The organism is Neorhizobium sp. NCHU2750, assembly GCF_003597675.1.
Taxonomy (GTDB): domain Bacteria; phylum Pseudomonadota; class Alphaproteobacteria; order Rhizobiales; family Rhizobiaceae; genus Neorhizobium.
The window spans coordinates 1579821-1603076 of sequence record NZ_CP030827.1; the positions used below are offsets into that span (position 1 = coordinate 1579821).

Sequence of the window (23256 nt, forward strand, 5' to 3'; positions counted from 1 at the left end):
TTTAGCGTCGTATGCAGTTGTGAACGGAGATTTCCGCGTTATTCGTCGGAAATTTCTTCCATTTTCGCCGCATAGTTCGCGGTTTCGATGTATTTAGATAATCTGTCGTTTAGCAGTTTGAAGCCGTGCGACAATGCATGAACTGTGTTCAATGTGTCCGTATCGCCTATCTTCACAGCGCGGAAATTGGCGAGAATATCGGCTTCAATCGCGGCGGCAATAAGCTGGAAATCGGGATTGTTCAGGAGCCGTTTGGCAGCGTTCGAACGGTCAAGAATTACTTGGTCGATCATAGGTTGATATTCCCCATAGCATCGCGACGTGCAGACTGCTCCATTTTAAGTTGCTCTACCTGCACATGGGCTGCATATTTCGCTTCGATTTCGGCGCGCTTCAGTTCGAAATCCTGTGCCATCTGGTCCCGTTTCAGGTCCATTTCGGCGGCAAGCTTTTGCATCTGGAATTGGCGGTCAGCTTCGTCCGATTGCGCCTTCAACTGAGCCTTGACCTTCTCAACCTCGATAAGACCGGCGTTCGGATCGACAGGAGGCTGTGGCGGGGGAGGCGGCGGCAATTTGCGTGGATCGGTGAAGAACAGGCCCGTATTCTTAAAGCCAGCGGTTTCAGCCATCTTATTCAGTGTCTCGTAGACGTTCTGAGCATTGGCAACGGGAAGACCGCGTTCGATGGCGTTCATCTGTTGAGCAAGCAGGTTGGATAGCTGTGCCGTTGACTGATCGCGGCTCATGACGCCGAAGGCTACGGAGGTAGTGAGATCGAAGTCGGTGCTGAACGCATCGAGCGGGACTGCTTGGGCGTTCGTCAGGCGGCTGATCAGTTCGTTGGCTTCGTCCGGCTTCTGGATAAGGAGATCAACGACGATCTTCACCAAGGCGCGATAACCCGTATCGGCAAAGAACCGGCTGATTGACTCGATAAGCAACTGGCTGGCGTTCGAACGGAGGTTGGCAGCGGTGGCGCTGGTACGCTGGAAATCGGACGCATCAATACCGATCATCGTCGGTCCTGTGCCGGTCGAATATTCGAGTTCGCGCGACATCTGATCAATGACAGGCATTGCGTCAGAACCGGCAAACGGAGCCTTGTTATAGCTGATGCCGCCTGATGGATCGGTAGACCGGACAATCGCACCGGCATGGGTGTTCAATAGGTCTTCGACGTTGGTCGTGTCCGGATTGACGACCTTAATAGGGTTCACCGACTGGCTGAGACTGTCCAGAACACCACGATACATGCGGGTCAGAAGGATATGATCGTCCGCAAGGCGGTCAGCGATGCCAAGTCCGAACAGGGTGTCGGCGATCGGAAAGGGGCAGAAGGCAGCATAAGGCGCGATCTTGCTGACTTCGGTATGGTCAAGCAGGACAGGCCTATTTTCCAAATCGCCGCCGATCGTCAGGCGCCAATAGCGGGCCTTAGTATCCTTGCCGATCTTCATCTTCGTATAGATGGTGAAAACTTCGACGTCGTCGGGACCAACGCCCTGTTCGCCAGCAAGGTCTTTCGAGCGTTCAAGGGCAATGCCATCCGTCTTGTCGGAAGCAGCGGGAAGAGCGTCGATCTTTTCCTTCTCAAAGCCCATTTCCCGCAAGTCGCGACGGCTGACAAGTTTGCGGTGACCCTGGATTTTTGCGGCAATCCCGCCCGTTTCCGGATCAAACTTGGCGTCCTTCGAGACGATGAAATCTTCGGGCGCAACTGAAAGGATTTGGAATTTTGGGATGCGCTTGACCGTTCTGATTTTCAGGTCGCGCGTCTCGATTGGTCCCATTGGACCGGGAATTTTGGTTGGCTTGCCGACTTCATCAATCACGATGAGGCCTTGTTCCTCTTGCTGGTTGAGGGCAACAAGGTGTTCATTCGGGACGCCCTTCAGCAGGCGCGGCAAGGACTCTTCCGTATCGACTTCAAATTCGGCGGTCAGAATGCCCAAGCCGGTGAGCAAACCGTTCTGAATCCAAGGCTGAAGATAAGCGACATGGCTGTTCTTCGTCTTCATAATCCAGTTGACGACAAGGTTCTGCTGCTTGGCAATCGCATCATCGGACGGATCAATTCCGCAAAACTCGACGACATTTTCGGCTGAATCGAGAATACGGATAAGCTGACCGCTAAGCCAATCGACGTGCTGCTGAACCTTATTGGATACCCATTTCGATTTGCCTTTCAGCTTGTCGTCACCGGGCAGAGGTTCGCGCTTATAGTGCTTGAGAGCCTGTTCTTGCTTATTCGCAATGTTGCTATTCGACCACGTCACAGCCTGCTTCAATTGCGGCGTAATGGAATTGAGAATAGCTTCGTCTTCAGTAGTCATTCAGGGAAAATCTCGCGATAATTTTTCCGTATTTAGAAGAACGCGATAGTCTGCTTATTCGAGCGTCTGAAGGTGGTTATATTGGATCGGCTTTGACCAATTGTATTTGCTGGCATAGCGCGTCTTTGAAACGGCGAACGTCATCGCCAAGGCGTCGAAATAGTCAGGCGAGCGACCAATTCGCTTCTTCACCAATTTCTTGTCCTCAACTTTTATCTTCCCGCTTGCATCATCGTATTTGAACGATGCCAATTCTTCGATCAGGCGCGAGATATTGGGTATCGAGACGTTTTCGGTTGCCAGCCAATCGCGCGTTTCCCAATAGATTTGATCGCGCATTCGGCTGTATTTTTCCGGATTGCGGGTAGGGGTTCCGGCGAAGATGACGTTGTATGTTGGAAGCCCGAAATCCTTCAGGTTCGACCAAACGCCATTGCCAAGACCTGTGCCGTCAACGCAAACAACGACAGGGCGATCTTTCTTTGGTGTCTGTTGATAAAGGTCGCGGATTTTGTAGCTAAGCTGAGTAGGATCAAGACCAGTCCATTCTTTGAAGTCCAAGACCTTGTTGTCATGGCGAATGCATAGAACGGATGTGTCCTTACCAGCGCCAGCCGGATCGACTGACCAGATGATTGGGACATTGTCGGCTGGAACGGCATCCTCATTGCGAACAGCCGCGTCGATCAGGTCGCGTGGGATAAGACCATCTTCGTCAGATAGCGGGAATTCGCCTTCAACCATGACGCGGTAGTCGCGGGAAGTAGGACCACCGTAGGATTTGGCGGTTTCGGCGAAGGTTTCTGGATCGTAGTTCGGACTATCCCAAAAAGTGCCGTGGACATGGGTCCAGATCGGCGAAAGCTCCGGATCGCACCATGTTCGCCAGAAATAGCCCGATGCGCGGGAAGGGTTGGCGATGATACAAAGCTTTGGGTTCGGGTCAGCGAAGATACCGCCGAGACCTTCAATGAAGACCTCATCGTCAACACCCGTCGCTTCGTCCACTATGACGAAATTCGAACGCATATGGATACCGCGAATAGCGGAGATGTTGTCTTTGCTGGCTAGACGGTATTCACCAAAGCATGAGGCGGGATTGCTGGTGCTGGAAATGCGGGTCGCGGAAACGGTGAAGGTCTCGTTGAATGGCGCTGCCATCCGGTCGTAGAATTTCAGGATTTCCTTCCATGACGTCGATTTGAGGTTGGGTTCGGAAGGACCGAGAATCGAGACCTGAACTTCCTCATGGCAGATCAAGGCCCACCAGAAGCAGGTAGCAAGGACGAAGGTCTTCCCGAAACCCGTGCCGCCTTTGAAACTGATGCGGCGTTTGCTTCGGAAAGCTTCGCAGAATTCGCGCTGTTTGGGGCTGAGGCTTGAGCCGAATACATGCTCAGCGAAAAGGGCAATGTCTTCGCTGTAGACGGCAATCAGTTCGGCATATTCGGATGCTTCTTTCTGTATGTTATTGTCTGACATGCCGCTATTTAGAAGCGGCTATCATTTGGCTTATTCGCCTTCCTTTTTGGCGCCAAGGATGCGCAACAACACGTCTCGAAGATCGTGTTTGAGCTTACCCGGATGCTTCTGGTAATCGCGTCCGATGCTGATCAGTGCTTCCACAAGCGACATGCCGACGAGACCGACGATAAAGCTGATCGAACTGACTGGAATGGATGTGCCAAGCAGGGCAACGCCGATCGGCGTGAAATATGCCGATAGAATTGCGCCCATGAAGCCGCCTAGCAGCTTTTGCCACTTGGAGCCGGTCTTACTGACGATACTGCGAATTATGCCGCCGAAGAAACCGGCGATCAGCAAAGAGGCCTTGGCTTTAAAGAAGCATGTGAGGAAGGCGACAAGGGATTCCATCAGTCCTTATCGCCTTCAATCAGCTTGGGTGCAGGCGTTACGTCGATTACGTTCTTGGCAGCAAGCCGCTTAGCTTCCTGAAGAAGCGCGCCAATGTCGTGGGTATGGGAAACCTTGATTTCCTGTTCGACAGGTGCCTTGCTCATCGACATTTCGCCAAGCCATTGGGCGGCACGAATGCGTTCTTTCACCGGCTGAGTGTCATCGTTCATGATCTCGTACATGAATTCAGCGACGTCGATCGACTTACCGGCGATCCATTCCTTCGTTTCCTTCGGAGTCGCCTTTGAGCCGCTACCCGGAACCTTTGGATCGCCTTTCTTTCTGCCGATATTGCGAAGATGCTCTTTCCATTCCGGAGACGTCTTTTTTGCGCGCTCTTCCGGGGTAACAACGCGCTTGCGTCCTTGCCCGCTCTTTCGCTTTGGTGCAGGCAATGGGCCTACATTATCGATGTCGAAATCACTCAATGATCCGCCCTCCGATCAGCGTGACGAACGCAAGTGCATCGTCATCTTCGGCGAAATCGACCACGAAATGATCGTCTTGAACATCGATCGTGAAGTCATCCTCGGTGATCAGAACGCGGATTCGATCGCCGAACTTCTTGTCGATCCAATCGTCAAATGAACCGGCTTCCTTTGCAGCGGTAATGTCCGCCGAATAGCCGTTAGGGAGAGTGTAATTTACTTTTGCCATTGCCTTTCTCGAAAAACTGTTATTTGTCGTATTTAGCGACAAGAACAATTTTAACAGGGATACAAAAATGACAGACTTTTACGAACTGGCGAACCGCTATAAGCGCGTCGAAAACCCGGTATTGGACTCGTTTAAGGCGTCCTTGAAGCGCCAAATCGAAGCGTTCAATAACGGCACGTTCAACACGCGCTCATGGGTCAAACAGGACGGCACCGGCTACACGGTTACACTCGGTAAACTGCCGGACTCATACGAATTGTTCGATAAGGAACAGGTCGTCGAATTCCTGCTTTCGGCGCTGACTGCCGCGCAAACCAACGCCGATTTTCAGGCGGATGTTGCCAAGGCCTATGGCGAACCGGTCGTTGAACCGAAAAAGCGTGGTCGCCGGAAGGCTGCGTAATCGTACGGTATCGTACCGTTTTGGCGATTGTCTCTAAGTGGATGGCGCGCGTATGTTCGCCGTCCATTAGGAGATTCGGATGTCAGCCGAAAAACGAAGGGCGATGATTGCCCGTGCCCGCGAGAAAGTTGCCGCTCATGGGCTGGAATTCGATAACGATCCGCGCTTTCTGGCGAGCGAAGAGCGTTGGATTTCCGGCGAAATCACCATCGCTGAGTTTCGCGCCGAATATCTCGACCTGATCATGCAGAGGCAGGAAGACGAGTGGCTGAAAAGGGCTTTCGACCGAAGCAAGCGGTAGCCCGACTTTTCGAAAATCTGTAAAAATTTCGCGCGGCACCTAATCATATTTCTTCGCCCCAAAAGGGGAGTCCCCGCCTGCCGCGTGCCGGAAATCCGGTCGATCGTCGCTCAGGTCCGGTCGATCACCCGCTTGACGGCTGTCGGTGTCCACTGTCCGCCGCGTGGTGATGGCTTGCCGCTCTTGTTCAGTGCATCGGCGATGTTGGCTAGGGTTTCGTTGTTCTCGCGCATGCTCTTGATAATCGGTGCGATCGTCTGAGCGAAGTCATCTGCCTTCTTCTTCGCAGCCTCATTGCGCTTCATGGTCGGATCGCGCATGCCGCCAAGCACAACGCCACGTGCCTTCGCTTCCTTCAGTGCAGCCTTGGTACGTTCGCTGACGAACGTGCGTTCCTGTTCAGCTAGAGCCGCGTGGATGTGGAGTTGGAACTTGTCGGCGTAAGGCATGCAGGCAACGCGAAGGTTCACGCGCTTGTCGTCCATGATCTTGGCGATGAACGATACCTTACGGCTCAGGCGGTCCAGCTTAGCCACCAGCAGTTCGGCGCCAGTCTTGCGGGCTAGGGCGAGTGCCTTGGTCAGTTCCGGACGATTGTCCTCGCCACCCGAACCGATGTCCTGATATTCGGCGATGATCTCGTAAGGAACATCAGAGAAGCGGTCGAGAAAGATGTTGATGTCCCGGCGCTGAGCTTCGAGACCAAGACCGGATTTGCCTTGCTCGCTGGTGCTGACGCGGGTGTAGATGATGTACTTTTTCAATGAGATAACCTCTGTAGTTGATAAACTATATATCATCCACAGTGGTTTATTGTCAAACGTCGTCGGTCGTAGTGATTGATAATATGTGCGAATGGCACGTATTTAGTGGAGAATCTGTTCCAATGTTATAGTATTACATTGTGCGCAATCGATCGGAGTTCTGGCGGCGGCTCAGCGGCGGGCGCACGAAACGTGGTCAATGAGGGAAGTCGAGGTTAAACCATCTTTGTGTGGTAAGGGTTGCCCTCCAATGTTGGAACATAATCCTTCTCATTGAGGGTAAAGAACACGCAGGTATGCAATGGTCTATCGCTTGTCGGTGATTTGTACGAGACCATTAAGGAGATGATTGCCGATCCGGGATCGTGACGAGGATCGAACTCTATGGAATGACTCTCGTTATCGAGCCAAACATCATCGATTAAGGGGGCGACGTGCCTAGGATTTTGGACATCGGGTTTGTCCAGTAGCCTTTTATACTCTTTGTCGAAATCAAAATGGTTGGACTGTATTGCGTCCCATCTTAGATGAATATCGAATGCCGGTGACGCGCCTTTGTTTATCAGGTGGACTCTCGTTCCAACTACGATTGCCCTTTTGTCGCTGGTCACTTTCAGCACGGACGGAAGAAGGCTGGCTTCGACAAAAATCCAAGGTCGTTCGGTATTCTTCGCGATATCGTTCGCGGCGCTAGCACTGGCGGCTGCATTTTTCGCAAAAATCGCTGCACCTATTGCAGCTAATAGAGTAAAAATGGATATCAGCGTACCAAATAAGCTGAGGTAGAATTGATACCATCCGATGTTGACTGCGTTCGCAGCCGCGTCTGCTGCTCGCCATTGCGCGCAGATATCGTTACGGGTCGTATCGTCGGTATTGCAAACCGGATCGGGCGGGGCGCTACCATTCTCTGGTCCTGCGACTCCGTCAATGGTCGATATCACGTTGAAGGTTGTTCCGATTGAACTGTGACTTCCTGAGTATGGTCCCGGTGCTGGCGCATTTCCAAGAAATTTACCCACGGGCGGGTTGGAAAACCCCCAACCAGAAGTGGCCTTTTCCGTCGAATCTCCTCCGGACAAACCTCCCATTCCATTAGGCTCTCCATTGAAAATTTGTTTGGTCCCATCCGTAGAGGTTTTTCCGGTAGTTGCCATACTGCCAGCGATTGCGCATGGAGCAGCTCCGAACAATACGCTGAATGCGATTACCGATAGAATTTGGATGGGCAGGTAGTTTATTTTTTCTAGTTTCAGACGTGTCATCATTCTGGGAAGTGTCCCCCATTTCCCCAAGTTGAACGTTTTCATATTGCTTAGTATATGCCATCACACTATTCGGCACGTCCAACGGAAAATCCCTGGAATCGACCTAGCGAAAACGCGGCTGTGAAGACGGGCACCACTTCAGACCCCTACAATTGCACGGTTCAGTAACGGGATTACCCTGTTCAATGTTGGTCGGGACGCCACGGCTTTTCCAGAGATCGAACAGTGGTTGGCAGAAGATCGCAGTAGGTAACAGTTGAACCCAATGGCGATTGGTAGGGTTTGGCAGGTGCCATCAGGTAACGACAGGATTCTAGCAGTTACGCTATTGGGTATTGGTTGGTATTGGTTTGATCCTTCCACTTACCAAATGATCAAATCCAGCCGGGATGGACCGCGTAGCGGGACATCGTCGCGTAGCGACGTCATGAGGATTGATGGGGTTCAAAAAGAACTGGTGGATGTTGGTTGAACCCTATTGGTCTCCATCGGTACTGGTTGGACTTCTTGGATATCCATGATGGTCACAGAACCTCATTAGATCATTTTGTTCGAACTGGTCCTTCCTGAATCTTATGGAATCTCATTGAACCTTATGATGCGCTTCGCGCATGCTCGCTACGCTCGCTTACCCATGTTTTTATGAGATGAGATTCCTTCAACGATCCATCAAATATCCATGAGATGACGCATGGATAAAATCTTAGATTCAAAGAAGATAAAGTAGCGTCAAATAGCCGTATTGAGGTTGCGCTTGTCGTCACTCAATAGCCATCGGATTGCATAGAAATCGATTTCCGTTCGGGGCAAACAAAGCAAAGATATTCCAGCTATTTGTCCGATCGATAAGCGATCGGGACGCTAAATAGATTTGGAATTGAAACCTCTTGGACAGTGGTCTTCGTTCCGAAGGTCATTGTCACTGGTTCGTTCCATCTTTCCTGTTTTGATTTTTGAAGAAGGTCAAGGGTTCGGTGAATGTCCAAGAGGCACCGGACCCTTCTTCGTGTCAACAACTCAAATCAGGAAAGGAAATGCAAAATCAATCAATTACAATCCCCCACGCCAAGCCCACGTTCTATTTCGCTGATGCCCATGCCGGTAGTGGCAAGACGTATTCGGCACACCAGTTCATTGCAGGGCAAAACGACTTCTTCACTATTGCGACTCAGACGAATGAACTGAGCGATCAGCAAGCCAAAGACCTTGCTGAAATTGGCATCAGTGCCACCGTCATCCAACAGAAGAAGTCGTCGGACAATTGCACCAAGAAATACAAAAATCACTGTTCTGATAAGCGCACCAGCGTGGCGTTGATCAACCAAGGTGTGGCGTTTCAGAATATCAAAGAAGCAGCCCACCAAAACCTTATCGTGGACGAATTTCCGTCACCGGTGACGAAGGTCACTCTCACTGAAGACATCTCCGCAACCCGCGAATTCATCAGTAAATTGATCAAGGCAAAGCCCTGTGAATATGAAGGCTGGCTTGAGGTTATCGACACCGAAGATACAACCGAAATTGCCGAGTTTGGGAAGAAGCGAGAATCGTCAGTTCCTTCCCATGTAATCGAGCTTTGTAAGCGCGTTCATAGCCCGCATCATCGAAGCTTTGTCGCTGCCAAGAATTACGTCGGATTCATTTCTGGTTTGGAAGACGATGAGGGGATTTCGTCCGATAGCGACGATTCCAAGAAAAAGATGGTCATCTACTCATTCGTTCAGCCATCCATCCTTTCGCACTATAAGTCAGTGACCTTCATGGGGGCGAATTTCGCCTATTCAAAGCTCTATCGCTATTGGGCTGACAAGGTTGATTGGGTCGTTCATCCTTCGATTGAGGGTGTTCGATATGAGGATTTCTCCCATAAAGCGCCTCTGATCGACCTTTACCATTTGTCGGAAGAAATGCTTTCGTGGACGCATCTCAGTAAGCGGATTGGCTATGATAACTTTGTCTTGTCTGTCGCTGACGTAATCGAACAGCAATTCCCCAAACAGCCGCACATCGTCACCATGAGCGCCAAGGGTGAAGGATCATGGCGTCTTAAAACGGGCGAAGCTATCTCACCGAACCCGGTCGGCTTAAACGCCTACCAAGACAGGTACTTGGCTGTCCATCTCGCCCCTCTACTCCAATCGAATATGGACAGCGCCATTTGGTTGGCGGTTGCGGGGATGACGGCTTCCGAACTGTTTGTCTCGCAAGCGATCGAATTGCTGTATCAATTTTTGACCCGAACGGCGGTGCGGGACGGCAAGAAATATTCAGAAGATCATCCAGAGGATCAGACGCGCCTTTCCTTCGTAGGCTTGGATCGCGGACAGATGGAGTACGTCGGCAGCATCTTCGGCGTTTCGAAGCCATCGGTGCTGTTGGAAGTGCCGGCTCTCACTGAATATACGCGGGCACCACGGAAACAGCGCTCTGACAAAAAGAGCGACGATGAGAAGCGCGCTTCCAAAAGCGAACGCCAAAAGCAGCGCCGAGCCGAGAAGAAGGCTCAAGCCAGCCTGTAACAACCACAACCACTAAATACCATCACGGCACGAGAACAGGCGCATAAGCCGCCTGTTTGCCGCCCAATTCCATACAAATCATATTATCTCAGGAGAATATTTCCATATGAACCACACCGCTATTTCCGACATTTTCACCGCCTCTGTTAAGGCTGATGAAACTGCCAAGCCGACCCACGCTGTTAAAGTCCCCGCGACCAGTATCTTGGATCACTTCCAACTCGTAGGGTCTCATTTCGTCAATGACATTCCGGTGCATAGAGCCGAGGCGGTAATCCGGGCAGATTATGACATCTATCGCCCGAAGACCCTGCGTGGCTTTTTCGTTGCCATCGGTTCGTCGGAGCATGGCCCCTTCGCATCGATTGTTGAAGCCGAGACATTCGCTCGTGCTAACGCAAGTAATTTTGCCAAGGATCAATCAGTGATGAATTTCCTCACCGATTGTATGGAGACGCCTGACCCTGCGGTCATGGTCATCTTGGACACCATTTTTCCGGACTTTAAGGCGCCCTCCTACCAGCGTTTTGATCACAAAGAGTTCTTCACTGAAGAGCATTTTATGATCAGCGGGAAAAACTCGCAGTGGATACAATATGCCAAGCTTGAGGCTGGTGTCAGGAACCTTTGCATTCACCACTATTTCAAGCGAACCCCGCTTCCCAACAGCAACTATTTCGTTGCTGAGCCGAATGGCATGACGGAGGAAGCGCTAGAGGAAGCCGTCAGTAAAGGACGCAATTACGCTCCAATGCTCAAAGCGATTGCCGATCCGACGAAGCTCGTTCTTATCGAGCAAGGTAGTCCTTATCGTCGGATTGCATATGATTATGTGATGACGGTCATCGTCCTAGATAAGAGCAACATCGATCGGGTGAAAGCCGCCTGATCATCGAACCATAGCCTGAAACGAAAAAAGCCCGCTGAGATCATCAAGCGGGCTTTCGCGTATTCGGGTGCAGCGCGGCTTAGACGGACGGCGCGCAAACGATAATGCGAGACAGAACGCGGTCAAAGCCGACGATCTCGCGAGCCACACGAAGAGCGCGTGCCTGATCGCCAGTCGTCCGAACAGCGCCTTCGAGCACGATGTAATCGCCGGTCACATCAACGGACAGGTCTTTTCCGTCGAAGTTATGCAGATAGCTCAGTTCCGTCTCGATGGCAGTTTTCTCCATCGAGATACCGTGATCGCGAGCGAATTCGAAAGTAGCGGAAGGCTGAAGAGTGCTGAGAAACATCGTCTTGTCCTTGAACATGAATGCTACATGAACAAACCGTTCAGGAAGCGGTTATGTTCCGGTGGCGGTGAAATTATTTGGCGGTGGTCATCCGGAGCGCGCTGTCTTCAAAACGCACCGGCAATTCGGGGAACGGGGATCGCCATTCGCGGATAAGCCGCTGTTCCGTTTGCCTATCGAGCTTCAGTGCCGATGTGTCGGGCTTTCCGATGATTTGGGCGGGTGTTCTAATTTGATCATCCATGGGTCACCGCACCGTAATCGCCCGGATCGCATCGATCGACGCCGCAAAGGCATCATTCGCCTTCGTCTCAATCCCGCTAGCATCGCTGTCGGTCGTCAGATCAAGTGCGTCGATCGCATTCCAGCTTGCGGCTTGTTCCATCTCGGTAGCCATGATGCTGTGTGTCAGCTTGGCGTTGGCGGCTGCTAGTGTCTGAGCATCGGCAACCATTTGGGCGATCGTCTTTTCGTTGGTGCTGACCGCGTCTTCGAGTCGAGCGTTATTGGCTTTCAGCGTGTCGATCGTGGCTGCATCCCGGCTGGATTGATACCACCAGCACCCGCCGAGAATGACGATTACCGCGATTAGACCAAGGATGATGTAGAGCGTGAACTGTTGAAGCATGCCCTATGTAGTGCTTCTTACGCGTCAGTAACTCTGAGAGAGGACCACATTAATTCGTTTAGCGAATTCATGCTGATTTTCTCTTCTACCCCCAATTTTTCCCGTAAGTAGCTGCGTCTGGCGCTGATGCTAGCGTCGTCAGTCGGGTATTCCCCGCCCTCAATCGCATCGATGTGCCAAGCACTCTGGTTTTGCTCGACAAAGATGATCAGTTCGAATGCTGCCTCTGCTACGTACTCCAAGTAGCTCGAAATATCGGATGAAAAGACGAAAGAACTTTTCTTCGCGATACGCTCAAGGTCTTGCCATTCACTTCCAAGCATTGGTTTAGATTCCATCGAGCGCTTGACGGCTAGAAGCTCATTGTAGATTTCAAACCGTTTATCGAACAGGTTAAGCCGATACGTCTGCTTTGCCGATTCTTGAGCCTGATTATGCTGCATCACCAATAAAGCGTTTTGTTTGGTGATGTTCTGCATCTGCCCATCGATGACATCTTGCCCCTTCGCGAATTGGTCGCGTGTTTCGTCTAACTCCTGACGTTGGGTTAAAACGGCAGCGACAAGCCAGATAAAGGCGAGGGGAGAGAAAATGCCCGAAAGAAAGTCACCGATCTCGTTCAGGGCGCCGGTCGTAATGTGGGTTGTGATCCGGATAGGACCGATAATGAGGACGGAGCCGACAAGGTAAACTATCGTGAAGCCGCCCGCTGCCCATAGCCAATTGACTTGCTTTGCCCATTCCCTCACGATCAGCCCCTATCTTCAGCTTACTGACATGTTTCGATGCGATGCGGCATTGAATGTAATCGTTGTAGAAAGAGTCGTCCAAGAGGACATCATGTTCGAACTGAAGCTTGGCTTCGAGATAGCTCATTTCTGATGATGTTCGACAAAGGTGCAGGATTTCCCGGCTAAAGCGGTCCCGCCCATGTTCGGCGACAAGCCGCTGAATGGTCTTGTTCGATCCGTAATAGTCAGCCCAATCAGATTCCTGGACCTTTTTCCGCTTCTTGGTCGATCCTTTCAGCGGGGGGAGAGTGGTCGTGAACCAGAAGGTTTTGCGCCCAATATAACGGCGCCCGTTGTCCCTATCGGTGAGAATGTAGACGAACCCGACATATGAGCCGATGTCGGCGCTGATGAACGGCTGATTATTATAGAACCAAATGGCGGCATACCCCTAAAAGGGATATTTATCGCGGCGGCACTAATGCAGGTTCAGCTAATGTTCCCTGTATATCCGATGAATGTTCGGGTGATGTTGTGCGGAAACAGACAATTCGATTTAGCGGGACAAAAAAAGAACCCGGCTTGTCCTGACCGGGTTCAATGGTTCCTCATGCTGATACCGGGGAGAAAACCACGTCCAGAAAATGAGGGATAGGGCTAAATCTCGCACTAGATGGAACTGATGCTGATCCAGAGCGTTTGAGGGCGCCAGTTGGGGGAATTCAGCGTTGTCATCGCATATTAAAACGCATGAAATTGACTCGAAAATTCTTCATGAAGTCGTCCGGGTCAGCGACTTTGCTCTTCAGCACAAGCTGACCAGCGATGAGCAACTGAGGCTTATCAGGCTGCTTGGTACCTTCGCCACTCGCCAAGAATTGCTGATGAATATGCGGCGAAAATCCCGAATCCGCCATTAAGCCAGCGGTTTCAGCATAACCTTCAGCTCTTCTGACGACCGAAAGCCGGACAGCCACAGTCCGACGAGATCGTGCCCTATCGTTTGAACCTGCGCGTCATCGATGCTGATTTTCATCTCGCTGCAAACTTCGGCGAGCACCGTACGAAGGTGCATCAGGTCTTTCGGCTCAAGGGCCTCGTAACTCTTCAAATACATGATCTAGCCCCATTTTTGCCGTTATCCTACCGCGTTTGCCCGATGCGGAAAGATGCGAAATCTCATAATGACGTGATTGACTTACCGCTAAAATGAGAACACAACAAGAACGAAATCTTGAATGTGAGGCTCAGATGGACGCGACAGACGCGATTATGCAGCAATTGCGAGAACGCGATGTGACGGCTGATAAGCCGATAAACCTGTACGAGATTGGTCCAACGCTGGTTGGGGCAGGATATAGTGAAGGTGAGATCGTGAACGCGCTGTTCTATCTTCAGTCGATGAAGCGAATTGAATTGATGGACGGCAACCGAGTGAGACTGATCACGTCACAAACCAGCCAATGATAGTGCTGCCGATGTAGAACAGGATCGCAAAAGCGATCATCAGCGAGACGAGCGTGATGAACAGCCGATTTTTGGGCTTCGGCGGAAGAGGCGGCGTCTCTGTCTGGCGGCTCGCGAGATAAGGCATGGTGGCTCCTTTACAGGAAAACCGACCGCTACTCATATTTGTTCCGTATGAGAAAACCCCGCTGCGTGGGTAAGACGCAACGGGGTCTTTGAAGACTTTCTGGCTTTGGGATCAGAAAGCCCTAACATCGCCCATTGTTCGCAACGGGAAGGCGATATCAGCCTAACCTCGTATCGGCTGAAATGTTCCAGCCAGCCTAACGAAAACCCCTGCCGTGGGGAGGGGATCACGGCAGGGGCGAGGATGAACCGCCCAAAAGGATAGGATACGGACGGCGCCGATCTAACCAGCGGGGAGGGCGGATGTTCCAAAACGCAAAGGGTCCGGAAGCCGAAGCCGCCGAACCCTTCTGTATGTCAGGAGAAACATACGTCTTATTTAGCCGTCTGCTCCGCCAGTGCCGCCCGTCGTGCCTTGGCAGCAGCTACCTTTGGCGCCTGTTCCGCCACAAATTCCGCGACCATTTCGGTGTGGCGATCCCGCTTGGTCTTCTCGATACGTGCGGCTTCACTCCGTTTCTGGCTGGCAAGGCGTTCGGCAATTTCCTCATCAGTAGGGATGAGCGCAAAATCGGCGATTTCCCGCAATCGCTTCTGCCGCCCGAACCGAAATCCTGATCCGATGAGGAAGAGCATACCGAAGAGAATCGTGGTTATCTCGAGCGAGATGGTCATGTAATCCGCCCCATATTATAGCCGGTGATGAACGACGCGAGAGCAAGCCCCGCCAGCGTCCACAAGGTCAAATCGATGGTCATGCTGCATTCTCCCGTTAATCGAGCATGCTGACGTGTTCCATCAGCCGCTTCTTGTTTTGGGCGTGGTCCATGGCTGCTTTCAGGAAGCCGAAGTCCTTGCACCACTTGATCAGTTTGTCGTAGTTCGCGAAAAAATCGTCACGGGCTTTCAGGTCGTAGACGAGGGTTTCGATGTTCGAAGACATGTCATTTCCTTTCAAAGGAAACGATGACGCTTCATCATATAAAGGTGGCTGCTAGAGCCTCACGTTGGTCATGGTTTCGGGGTTGAGGGTTAGTTCTTTTCGTTCTCTTGCTCTTCCTTGATAGGCGCGGCTGCTAGAGCCTTTTCGATAGCCTCCTTCTTCTGTTTGAGGGTGTATGCGTTTCCGGACTTGCCGTAATAATGGAGATGACCGCCAAGGCTGTGCCCGCTGATCGACGCCTTGACGCCGAGATCAACGCCGCTGATTTTCAGCAAGTCGTCTAGCCGGTGACGCGCGCTTAAAAACGACTTGCCCGGTGTGACCGTTGTGAAGAACGGGCTGAATTCTCTGTTGATGCGGGATGGACCTTTTTCGTCCTGAAAACTCGGGAAGCCGGTCGGGTACTTCTTCAAGATGGCGATGCCTTCAGGTGTGGCGATCGGCAAATCGCGATGACGGTCACCGCCACATTTGACACGGGTTCGCAGTTCGTTTTCACCGATGCAGATGTGAGGTGTCTTCGCTTCAGCCTTGATGTCGTCAGCGGTCAGCCAGCATAGTTCCTTCACGCCGCACCCGGTGATCAGTGCCAATTGGATGATCGCTTGAGCTTCATCGCTCATGCCCGACGTTGGAAGCGCCTTCGTCATTGCTTTGACATCGGCTTCGGTGAAGGAAGGGCGTTTGCCAGCATCATCGATCTTTACGCGTTTGCCATCGAGAGCGGTGAACTTGCGACGATACTCGTGACGAAGGATTTCTCGGAGAATCACGCGGACATGCGAGATAAGGCGGTTTCCGTGTTCGGACTTGAATTTCTTGGCAACGACATCTTTCTTAATCGAAAGGACGTAATCGTCAGCCATCCCATCATCGAAGGTCAGGATGTCGATATCGCCAACGCGGGCGATGAAATCATTCACCGATCGCTGATACTTATTGACCTTCTGCTGAGCGTCCCATTCGTTTAGGTTCAGCGAGAATTCCGGCGTAATTTCAAGATACTTTTGGAAGGCAACTTCGATCGTCATTGCCGGTTCCTGCGACACGCCTGCTAACGCGGCAACATCAATTGCGGACGGATTAGCCATGACACCGATCAGTGACATCCTTTCCATGAGCAACTGAAGGCTCTGTTCGATGGAGGCAAGCCGGATGTCGCTTGATGATTTGTGGGTGATGTTCAAGCGGTCAGCTTGGGCGATCTCGTCAGCGAACGTGAATTTGACAGGGGCGGGGACTTCGCCACGCATAACAGCGTCATGTTCTCGCGTGACCGCGTCAGCACGGCGAACAGCTTCAGCGTACTCGTCAGTCTTAAGGGTCTGCCAAATCTGCTTTTTGCCCTCAAACAGATGTCTGTGTTGAGGGGCGATGTTCCGGATGTAATAGTATGTGTTTGCCCGAAGGAATATGTACTTCGGCGGCTTCGCCTTCACTGCGATGTTCATGTTCATATCAGCCCATAATAGTTTATCGGCGGGTGCTTGCGCCCCGGCTCAAAAAGTAAAATTTTAGGATATGAGCGGATTGATATGCTGACGACGCTTTCGTGTCAACAAATAGTGTGAAAACGAAAGAATAAAATTCAACTTCAAATGATTTCGAATTTTGTTTCTGTCGTATATACTTGATTTAGTCTTTGGGGAAATGGCTTTGCTTATTAGCGAAAACCGGGTGGCGGTGAGGGCGAATGCCTGCCTTAGTCGGGTGGCTATGCTGACAAAACCCTTGTACACCAGCCTTTTCGAGACAATTTGCATGCTCTGGACCCTGTCTTTTTAGACCTCCGATCCAACCGGCGTATGACCGGCGTGTGGTCCACGGTACCCTGTCCCTGCACCTCATCGGCAATCAGCGCATTGCGCTTGTCGAGAAACAGGATGCGGAACTGCTCGCGTGCCTCATAGGCCATCACCGCATGGCAATAGTCGATCACCGACGACCACGAGGATAGAACCTGCTTTTCGCGCAGCTCGCTCTTCAGGCTGCGCTGCCCGACGGTAGCGACGAGTTTCAGGTCGAGCGCCACGCTCTCGCCGATCCCCTTCACCTCCTGCAGCAGGGACAAAGGCGCGCCGAACACGCCGGCCAGCGTGCCGAAGCGGGCGATGAGCGCCTTGGCGAGCGGTTTGGTGTCGCGTCGCGGAATGGAGCGGAACAGGATGAGTTCGAGGATTTCGTAATCGGCAAGCGACGTATCGCCATGGTCGCGGTACTTGTCGCGAAGCCGCTCGCGATGACCGTGATAATGCTCGTCCGCCGATGGTGGTGCAAGGCCGGCCTTCAAGGGAGGGCGCTTGGTCGCCTGCTCGGCAAAATGGCCGCGTTCGTCGGCAAACAGGTCGCCGCCTTGCACGTCGTCGCGTTCCGCATCCCCGGCAGCTTCATTCGGTACCTGCGAGGATGGGGAACGCTTGCTCATGTCTCAGCCCTGAAGCGGTGGCAGGCCCGGACGATCGAATCCGCCCGGCGACAGCGTGAACACTTCGCAGCCCGTGGCGGTCACCCCGATCGCATGTTCGTATTGCGCCGACAGCGACCGGTCGCGGGTCACCGCCGTCCAGCCGTCGGCCAGAACCTTCACATGCGGCTTGCCGAGATTGATCATCGGCTCGATGGTGAAGATCATCCCTTCCTTCAGTTCCGGGCCTTCGTCGGCGCGGCCGTAATGCAGGATGTTGGGGGAATCGTGAAACAGCCGCCCGACGCCATGGCCGCAGAAGTCACGCACGACAGAGCAGCGCTCGGCCTCGGCATAGGTCTGGATCGCTTCGCCAATCGCGCCGGTGCGCATGCCCGGCTTGACCACGGCAATGCCGCGCATCAGGCATTCATAGGTCACTTCCAGCAGCCGCTCGGCAGCCCGCTTGACCTGCCCGACCGGATACATGCGGCTCGAATCCCCGTGCCATCCGTCGAGAATATAGGTCACGTCGATATTGACGATGTCGCCGTCGCGCAGCGGCTTGTCGTCCGGCATGCCGTGGCAGACCACATGGTTGATCGAGGTGCAGACCGAATATTTGTAGCCGCGGTAGTTGAGCGTGGCGGGAAGCGCGCCGTGATCCATGCCGAACTCGAACACGAAACGGTCGATCGCGCTGGTCGTGATGCCCGGCTTGATGATCGACGCCAGCTCGTCGAGGCAGCGTGCGGTCAAAAGACACGCCTTCCGCATGCCGGCGAAATCGTCGGTCGTATTGTAGAGACGGATTGCGCCCGTATTTTTAGGGGGGGCGGAAACCGCCTCGATATAATTGACCATCATCTTTCTCTCTCAACTCCCCCGTTCATAAAACAGCAGCCCCGCCTTCGTCCATGGCGAAGAGCGGTTCGCCGCCGCTTTCCTCACGTCAGGTTTTAGATAGGCACGAGTTTCGATGGCTTGATGCCGGCCGGTGTTACATCGCACTTCAACGCATAGGCCTCGACGCCACGCTCTTTGGCGCGGGAAAACGCTGCCGCATAAAACGGATCGAGATCGCCGCAGATCGAGAACCTGTCGCAATCTCCACGCTGGATCAGATAGATCATCACCGCCCGGTGACCGGCCTCCGCCATGTCGCCGAGTTCCTCGAGATGTTTGGCGCCGCGCTTCGTCACAGTGTCGGGAAATTCGGCCAGGCCCGGCGCGCGGCTGAAATGCACGTTCTTCACTTCCACATACGCATCCGGCAGGCCATCGCCCTTGAGCAGGAAATCTATCCGTGAATTGCGTCCGTATTTCTGTTCCCGCAGGATCGTCCGATATCCGGCAAGGCTCGGCACCAGCCCGGCGCGGATCGCCTCTTCGGTCAGTCTGTTTGGCATGCCGGTATTAACCCCGACCATCTCGCCATCCGCCTCGATCATCTCGAACACGTGGCGATACTTGCGCGCCGGCCGGCTTTTGCCCGCAGGATTGTCGTGCTCGGAAAGCCAGATGCGCGATCCCGGCGTCGTCAGTCCGCGCATTGAGCCGGTATTGGGGCAGGAACCGGTGATCTCCGTGCCGTCTTCGAGGATGGCGTCGAACAGGAAGCGCTTGTAGCGCTGCACCAAAGTGGCGGGAATGAGCGGGGGATCGAAATGCATGGATGAAATCCGTATCGGCAACAGTCGTCAGGCGCGGGCGAGAACGTAAGTGCCCGGCGCGTCCCCGAGTGGAGACAATGCCCCGGCTCCGGGGATGCGGGCCGGCACGCGCTCCGCGTCCCTGGCTGTCACCCAGTCCTGCCAGTGCGGCCACCAGGAGCCCGGCGTCTCGATTGCGGTCTGAAGCCAAAGGTCGAGCGTTTCCGAATCCGCACCACCGCTCCAGAAGCGGTATTTCTTGCGGCCCGGCGGATTGACGACACCGGCAATGTGCCCGGAGGCCGACAGCACGAACTCCACCGGTCCGCCGAAAAAGGCATTGCCGGTAAACACGGAGCGGGCAGGGGCGATGTGATCCTCGCGGGTCGCGAGATTATAGATCGGGATCGTCACGTCGTGCAGATTGATCGTCCGCTTGCCAAGCTTCATCCGCCCGGCGGAGAGCGCGTTGTCGAGATAGCAGTTGCGCAGGTAATAGGCGTGATTGGCCGCCGCGACACGGGTCGAATCGGAATTCCAGTAGAGCAGGTCGAAGGGCATCGGCTCCTTGCCCCTCAGATAGTTGTTGACCACATAGGGCCAGATCAGCTCGGAGGAACGCAGGAGATTGAAGGCCGCCGCCATCTGCGAGGCTGCAAGATAGCCGCTGGCCTCCATCTGTTTTTCGATGACGGCGAGCTGCTCCTCGTCGACGAAGATTTTGAGGTCGCCCGCCTCGCTGAAATCCACCTGGGCGGTCAGGAAGCTCGCGGCCGAAATCCTCTTGTCGCCGGTCTGCACATGCAGAGCGAGCGCTGCGGCCAGAAGCGTGCCGCCGACGCAATAGCCCACGGCATTGATTTGGCTTTCGCCGGTCGCCGTCTCGATCGTATCGACCGCGAAATCGATGCCTTCGTCGATATAGGCCTGCCAGTCCTTCCGCGCATGGGCGCTTTCGGGATTGACCCAGGAGATCACGAAGACCGTATGCCCCTGGTCGACACACCATTTGATGAAGCTCTTTTCCGGCGTCAGGTCGAGAATGTAGAACTTGTTGATCCATGGTGGCACGATGAGCAGCGGCCGCTTCAGCACAGTCTCGGTCGACGGCTCGTATTGCAGGATCTCGCAGAGTTCATTGCGGGCGATGACCTTGCCGGGCGTCAGCGCCAGGTTGCGGCCGATGCCGAATTGGCTGGCATCCGTTTGCCTGAGCCGCAGATGCCCGCCGCCGGCCATCACGTCTTCCGCCAGCATGCGCATGCCGGTAACGAGGTTCATGCCGTGGCTCTCGACCGTCTCGCGATAGACTTCCGGATTGGTGACGGCAAAATTGCTCGGAGACAGCGCGGCGATGATCTGCTTCACATAGAAGCGTGCCTTGTATTTGGTGATCTCGTCGATCCCCTCTGCCTCCGCCACCAGCCTGTCGCCCCAGTTCGCAGTGACCTGGTAGGCCTGACGCAGGAAGGAGAAGAACGGGTTCCTGTACCAGTCCTCGTCGGAAAAACGGCGGTCTCTGTTGGCGGCCCTGTCAGCCTCGGCGCTTCCTTCGTCGGGCGATCCGGCCTGCGCGATGCTGCGCATCCAGATCTCCATATAGCTCGACATCAGCAGGGTCTGCGCTTCAAGCGACCGCTTGTTGTCGGCGGTCCAGTATTCGGCAAGCAGCGACATGGTCTTGATGAAATCGCCGATCGGTCCGGCAAACAGGTCGTCGGATGTCTCGCCGCGCTCACGTGGCCCAAGCCATTCGGATGCCGCGCGGCCGAGATTCTCCAGCGCCCGCGCGGCATTCATCATCAGCGACTGCGGATCCTTGATCGCATAGGCCGCAAACAGGCGGGCATCGAAGCCCGGCATGTCGTCTTCTGCCGGCCCGTGATCGTCGGACTTGTGGGCCAATCGCAGCCTCCCGTGCATGACCGTTGTTTTCGTTTGTACATCGTGCCCGAAACCGAATACAAGTGCCGCAAAGCACGAGCCGCGGCGGACAGCCGTCGCCGGCGACTATCGGGCATGCTATTGGCTCGCTGATGACAATGATGGAGATGGGGCAGGCTATGGGGATTGTAGGGCGCGGGATCAGATGCTTGTCCGTCTTGGCACCTCTGGCGGCGTTGCCGCTGCTTGCCTCCTGCAACAGCAAGACTTTTGCGCTGGATGACGGCCGGCCCAACACGGCGCCTCCGGCGGTGATCGCACAGGCCAATGCCGCACCGACGCCGGGCCCGATCGTGTTGAAGAATACCGGCACCTATCCGACATTCGATCACACCCTCGTTGCCGCCAACGAGCAGATCGAGGATGCCGATTACGATAAGACCGAGCCGAAGATGGCGGCCCTTGCCCGCGCCCGCAATTCCGGGTCCATATCGCAAGCCGAATATCAGAAGCGCGTTGCCGAATATCGCAAGCTTGCCGCCGATCACGGCAATGATGCCCTGAACACGATCACCAAGCAGCCCTGAAGCCCTTTTAGAAAGGGATATAGGCAGGTCGCTGCCGGTTGAATTAGCACTTGCCTTTCGTCCGGTTTGGACGCAAAGCAGGCGGATGCACGTGGCGCAGCTGCGTCACGATGCCCGGCCTAGTGCGCCCACCGCGCCCCAATGGGAAGAGAGATGGAAGAGTTTCATAAAGTCCGCCGACTGCCGCCCTACGTTTTCGAACAGGTCAACCGTTTGAAGGCCAGCGCGCGAGCGGGTGGCGCGGACATCATCGATCTCGGCATGGGCAATCCGGACCTTCCGACACCCAAGGCGATCGTCGACAAGCTCTGCGAAGTGGTCCAGGACCCGCGCACCCATCGCTATTCGTCGTCCAAGGGCATTCCCGGCTTGCGCCGCGCCCAGGCTGCTTATTATGCCCGCCGTTTCGGCGTGAAGCTCAATCCCGATACGCAGGTGGTCGCCACCCTCGGCTCGAAGGAAGGCTTTGCCAACATGGCGCAGGCGATCACCGCCCCCGGCGACGTGATCCTTTGCCCCAATCCGACCTATCCGATCCACGCCTTCGGCTTCCTGATGGCAGGCGGGGTGATCCGCTCCATGTCGGTCGAGCCGGACGAAAGCTTCTTCCCGCCGCTGGAACGCGCGGTGAAGCATTCGATCCCGAAGCCGCTGGCGCTGATCCTCAACTATCCGTCCAATCCGACAGCTTTCGTCGCGAGCCTCGATTTCTACAAGGATGTCATCGCCTTTGCGAAGAAGCACGATATCATCGTGCTGTCGGACCTCGCTTACTCCGAGATCTATTTCGACGATAACAATCCGCCGCCGTCGGTCCTCGAAGTGCCGGGCGCCATGGATGTCTGCGTCGAGTTCACCTCGATGTCGAAGACCTTCTCCATGCCCGGCTGGCGCATGGGCTTTGCCGTCGGCAACGAACGCCTGATCGCGGCACTGACGCGGGTAAAATCCTATCTGGATTACGGCGCCTTCACGCCGATCCAGGTCGCCGCGACCCACGCCCTGAACGGCGACGGTTCCGACATTGCCGAAGTTCGCAGCGTCTACAAGCGCCGTCGCGACGTCATGGTCGACGCCTTCGGCAAGGCCGGTTTCGAAGTTCCGCCGCCGGCTGCAACCATGTTCGCTTGGGCAAAAATCCCGGAAAAGTTCCGCCATCTCGGCTCGCTCGAATTTTCCAAGCTTCTGGTCGAGAAGGCCGACGTTGCGGTTGCTCCAGGCATCGGCTTCGGCGAAATGGGCGATGATTACGTGCGCCTTGCGCTCGTCGAAAACGAACACCGGATTCGCCAGGCGGCGCGCAACATCAAGAAGTTCTTCTCGTCGGCCGATGACACGATGCACAACGTCATTTCGTTGAATACGCGTCGCTGACGTCAGGCTTCGATCCTTACGATCCTCAGGCGGCCCGTTCGCGGCCGCCTCTTCA

27 protein-coding genes and 2 pseudogenes are annotated in these 23256 nt (G+C 54.2%); 7 read left to right on the plus strand and 22 right to left on the minus strand.

What is annotated here, in order from left to right; translation table 11 throughout:
* Positions 1 to 38: 38 nt before the first annotated feature.
* The 6 genes from NCHU2750_RS07735 to NCHU2750_RS07760 are packed head-to-tail and all read right to left on the minus strand — an operon-like array spanning position 39 to position 4909.
* The gene (locus NCHU2750_RS07735; protein WP_119939911.1) at positions 39 to 293 is read right to left on the minus strand and encodes a hypothetical protein; all 255 of its coding nucleotides are present in this window, start codon (positions 291 to 293) and stop codon (positions 39 to 41) included.
* Positions 290 to 2335, minus strand: coding sequence for a portal protein (locus NCHU2750_RS07740; RefSeq protein ID WP_119939912.1), 2046 nt, complete (start codon positions 2333 to 2335; stop codon positions 290 to 292). Before NCHU2750_RS07740 ends, NCHU2750_RS07735 begins: the two co-directional genes overlap by 4 nt.
* Before the next feature lie 54 nt (positions 2336 to 2389).
* A complete protein-coding gene (locus NCHU2750_RS07745) occupies positions 2390 to 3817 on the minus strand; it encodes a phage terminase large subunit family protein (RefSeq protein ID WP_119939913.1) in 1428 nt (475 codons plus the stop codon).
* Between the two features lie 30 nt (positions 3818 to 3847).
* A complete protein-coding gene (locus tag NCHU2750_RS07750) occupies positions 3848 to 4210 on the minus strand; it encodes a hypothetical protein (RefSeq protein ID WP_119939914.1) in 363 nt (120 codons plus the stop codon).
* On the minus strand, positions 4210 to 4680 hold the full coding sequence (locus NCHU2750_RS07755; protein ID WP_119939915.1) for a hypothetical protein: 471 nt from the start codon (positions 4678 to 4680) through the stop codon (positions 4210 to 4212). The genes NCHU2750_RS07750 and NCHU2750_RS07755 overlap by 1 nt, the downstream gene beginning before the upstream one ends.
* Complete coding sequence (locus NCHU2750_RS07760; RefSeq protein ID WP_119939916.1) at positions 4673 to 4909, minus strand: hypothetical protein; 237 nt, start codon at positions 4907 to 4909, stop codon at positions 4673 to 4675. Before NCHU2750_RS07760 ends, NCHU2750_RS07755 begins: the two co-directional genes overlap by 8 nt.
* Positions 4910 to 4976: 67 nt before the next feature.
* Between NCHU2750_RS07760 and NCHU2750_RS07765 the strand changes: the two genes are divergently transcribed.
* Together NCHU2750_RS07765 and NCHU2750_RS07770 are read left to right on the plus strand one after the other, a co-directional pair.
* The gene (locus NCHU2750_RS07765; RefSeq protein ID WP_119939917.1) at positions 4977 to 5312 is read left to right on the plus strand and encodes a hypothetical protein; all 336 of its coding nucleotides are present in this window, start codon (positions 4977 to 4979) and stop codon (positions 5310 to 5312) included.
* 79 nt (positions 5313 to 5391) lie between these two features.
* The gene (locus tag NCHU2750_RS07770) at positions 5392 to 5613 is read left to right on the plus strand and encodes a hypothetical protein (RefSeq protein WP_119939918.1); all 222 of its coding nucleotides are present in this window, start codon (positions 5392 to 5394) and stop codon (positions 5611 to 5613) included.
* Positions 5614 to 5723: 110 nt separating this feature from the next.
* On the opposite strand, the gene NCHU2750_RS07775 is transcribed toward NCHU2750_RS07770, so the two are convergent.
* Positions 5724 to 6377: a recombinase family protein gene (locus NCHU2750_RS07775; protein WP_119939919.1), complete on the minus strand. Its 654-nt coding sequence runs from the start codon at positions 6375 to 6377 to the stop codon at positions 5724 to 5726.
* A gap of 215 nt (positions 6378 to 6592) precedes the next feature.
* Positions 6593 to 7645 (minus strand): hypothetical protein, encoded by a 1053-nt coding sequence (locus tag NCHU2750_RS07780; protein WP_162939533.1) that lies wholly within the window; start codon positions 7643 to 7645, stop codon positions 6593 to 6595.
* A 1034-nt stretch (positions 7646 to 8679) separates the two neighbouring features.
* Here NCHU2750_RS07780 and NCHU2750_RS07785 point away from each other — a divergent pair.
* On the plus strand, positions 8680 to 10164 hold the full coding sequence (locus NCHU2750_RS07785) for a hypothetical protein (RefSeq protein ID WP_119939921.1): 1485 nt from the start codon (positions 8680 to 8682) through the stop codon (positions 10162 to 10164).
* A 106-nt stretch (positions 10165 to 10270) separates the two neighbouring features.
* A complete protein-coding gene (locus tag NCHU2750_RS07790; RefSeq protein WP_119939922.1) occupies positions 10271 to 11053 on the plus strand; it encodes a hypothetical protein in 783 nt (260 codons plus the stop codon).
* Positions 11054 to 11132: 79 nt separating this feature from the next.
* On the opposite strand, the gene NCHU2750_RS07795 is transcribed toward NCHU2750_RS07790, so the two are convergent.
* The 6 genes and pseudogenes from NCHU2750_RS07795 to NCHU2750_RS07820 all read right to left on the minus strand — a co-directional run bounded on the left by NCHU2750_RS07795 (position 11133) and on the right by NCHU2750_RS07820 (position 13881).
* Positions 11133 to 11405 (minus strand): BON domain-containing protein, encoded by a 273-nt coding sequence (locus NCHU2750_RS07795; RefSeq protein WP_119940671.1) that lies wholly within the window; start codon positions 11403 to 11405, stop codon positions 11133 to 11135.
* Between the two features lie 73 nt (positions 11406 to 11478).
* A complete protein-coding gene (locus NCHU2750_RS30390; RefSeq protein ID WP_162939534.1) occupies positions 11479 to 11649 on the minus strand; it encodes a hypothetical protein in 171 nt (56 codons plus the stop codon).
* A 3-nt stretch (positions 11650 to 11652) separates the two neighbouring features.
* Positions 11653 to 12033: a PilN family protein gene (locus tag NCHU2750_RS07800; protein ID WP_119939924.1), complete on the minus strand. Its 381-nt coding sequence runs from the start codon at positions 12031 to 12033 to the stop codon at positions 11653 to 11655.
* A 17-nt stretch (positions 12034 to 12050) separates the two neighbouring features.
* Positions 12051 to 12782: a hypothetical protein gene (locus NCHU2750_RS30395; RefSeq protein ID WP_162939535.1), complete on the minus strand. Its 732-nt coding sequence runs from the start codon at positions 12780 to 12782 to the stop codon at positions 12051 to 12053.
* 112 nt (positions 12783 to 12894) lie between these two features.
* Positions 12895 to 13203, minus strand: a pseudogene (locus tag NCHU2750_RS30915) (hypothetical protein); the annotation flags it as partial.
* Between the two features lie 477 nt (positions 13204 to 13680).
* Positions 13681 to 13881: a hypothetical protein gene (locus NCHU2750_RS07820; protein ID WP_119939927.1), complete on the minus strand. Its 201-nt coding sequence runs from the start codon at positions 13879 to 13881 to the stop codon at positions 13681 to 13683.
* Between the two features lie 134 nt (positions 13882 to 14015).
* On the opposite strand from NCHU2750_RS07820, the gene NCHU2750_RS07825 reads away from it, so the two are divergent.
* Entirely contained in the window at positions 14016 to 14231 is a 216-nt protein-coding gene (locus NCHU2750_RS07825; RefSeq protein ID WP_119939928.1) for a hypothetical protein, read from the plus strand.
* Here NCHU2750_RS07825 and NCHU2750_RS30400 read toward each other — a convergent pair.
* The 8 genes and pseudogenes from NCHU2750_RS30400 to NCHU2750_RS07855 form a co-directional block, all read right to left on the minus strand.
* A complete protein-coding gene (locus NCHU2750_RS30400) occupies positions 14209 to 14358 on the minus strand; it encodes a hypothetical protein (protein ID WP_162939536.1) in 150 nt (49 codons plus the stop codon). The two genes, NCHU2750_RS07825 and NCHU2750_RS30400, sit on opposite strands and share 23 nt — an antisense overlap.
* Before the next feature lie 374 nt (positions 14359 to 14732).
* A complete protein-coding gene (locus tag NCHU2750_RS07830) occupies positions 14733 to 15032 on the minus strand; it encodes a hypothetical protein (protein WP_119939929.1) in 300 nt (99 codons plus the stop codon).
* Positions 15033 to 15129: 97 nt separating this feature from the next.
* Complete coding sequence (locus NCHU2750_RS30405) at positions 15130 to 15300, minus strand: hypothetical protein (RefSeq protein WP_162939537.1); 171 nt, start codon at positions 15298 to 15300, stop codon at positions 15130 to 15132.
* Positions 15301 to 15389: 89 nt separating this feature from the next.
* A complete protein-coding gene (locus NCHU2750_RS07835) occupies positions 15390 to 16751 on the minus strand; it encodes a DUF6538 domain-containing protein (protein ID WP_119939930.1) in 1362 nt (453 codons plus the stop codon).
* Between the two features lie 311 nt (positions 16752 to 17062).
* Positions 17063 to 17725, minus strand: a pseudogene (locus NCHU2750_RS07840) (JAB domain-containing protein); the annotation flags it as partial.
* 3 nt (positions 17726 to 17728) lie between these two features.
* On the minus strand, positions 17729 to 18568 hold the full coding sequence (map, locus tag NCHU2750_RS07845; RefSeq protein ID WP_162939708.1) for a type I methionyl aminopeptidase: 840 nt from the start codon (positions 18566 to 18568) through the stop codon (positions 17729 to 17731).
* Positions 18569 to 18663: 95 nt separating this feature from the next.
* Positions 18664 to 19377, minus strand: coding sequence for a DNA/RNA nuclease SfsA (gene sfsA, locus NCHU2750_RS07850; RefSeq protein WP_119939933.1), 714 nt, complete (start codon positions 19375 to 19377; stop codon positions 18664 to 18666).
* Positions 19378 to 19404: 27 nt separating this feature from the next.
* Positions 19405 to 21219 (minus strand): PHA/PHB synthase family protein, encoded by a 1815-nt coding sequence (locus NCHU2750_RS07855; RefSeq protein WP_119943087.1) that lies wholly within the window; start codon positions 21217 to 21219, stop codon positions 19405 to 19407.
* Between the two features lie 230 nt (positions 21220 to 21449).
* Here NCHU2750_RS07855 and NCHU2750_RS07860 point away from each other — a divergent pair, with 230 nt between their 5' ends.
* On the plus strand, positions 21450 to 21827 hold the full coding sequence (locus NCHU2750_RS07860; RefSeq protein ID WP_119939934.1) for a hypothetical protein: 378 nt from the start codon (positions 21450 to 21452) through the stop codon (positions 21825 to 21827).
* 153 nt (positions 21828 to 21980) lie between these two features.
* Positions 21981 to 23201, plus strand: a complete 1221-nt coding sequence (locus NCHU2750_RS07865; RefSeq protein WP_119939935.1) for an LL-diaminopimelate aminotransferase — start codon at positions 21981 to 21983, stop codon at positions 23199 to 23201.
* Positions 23202 to 23256: the final 55 nt, after the last annotated feature.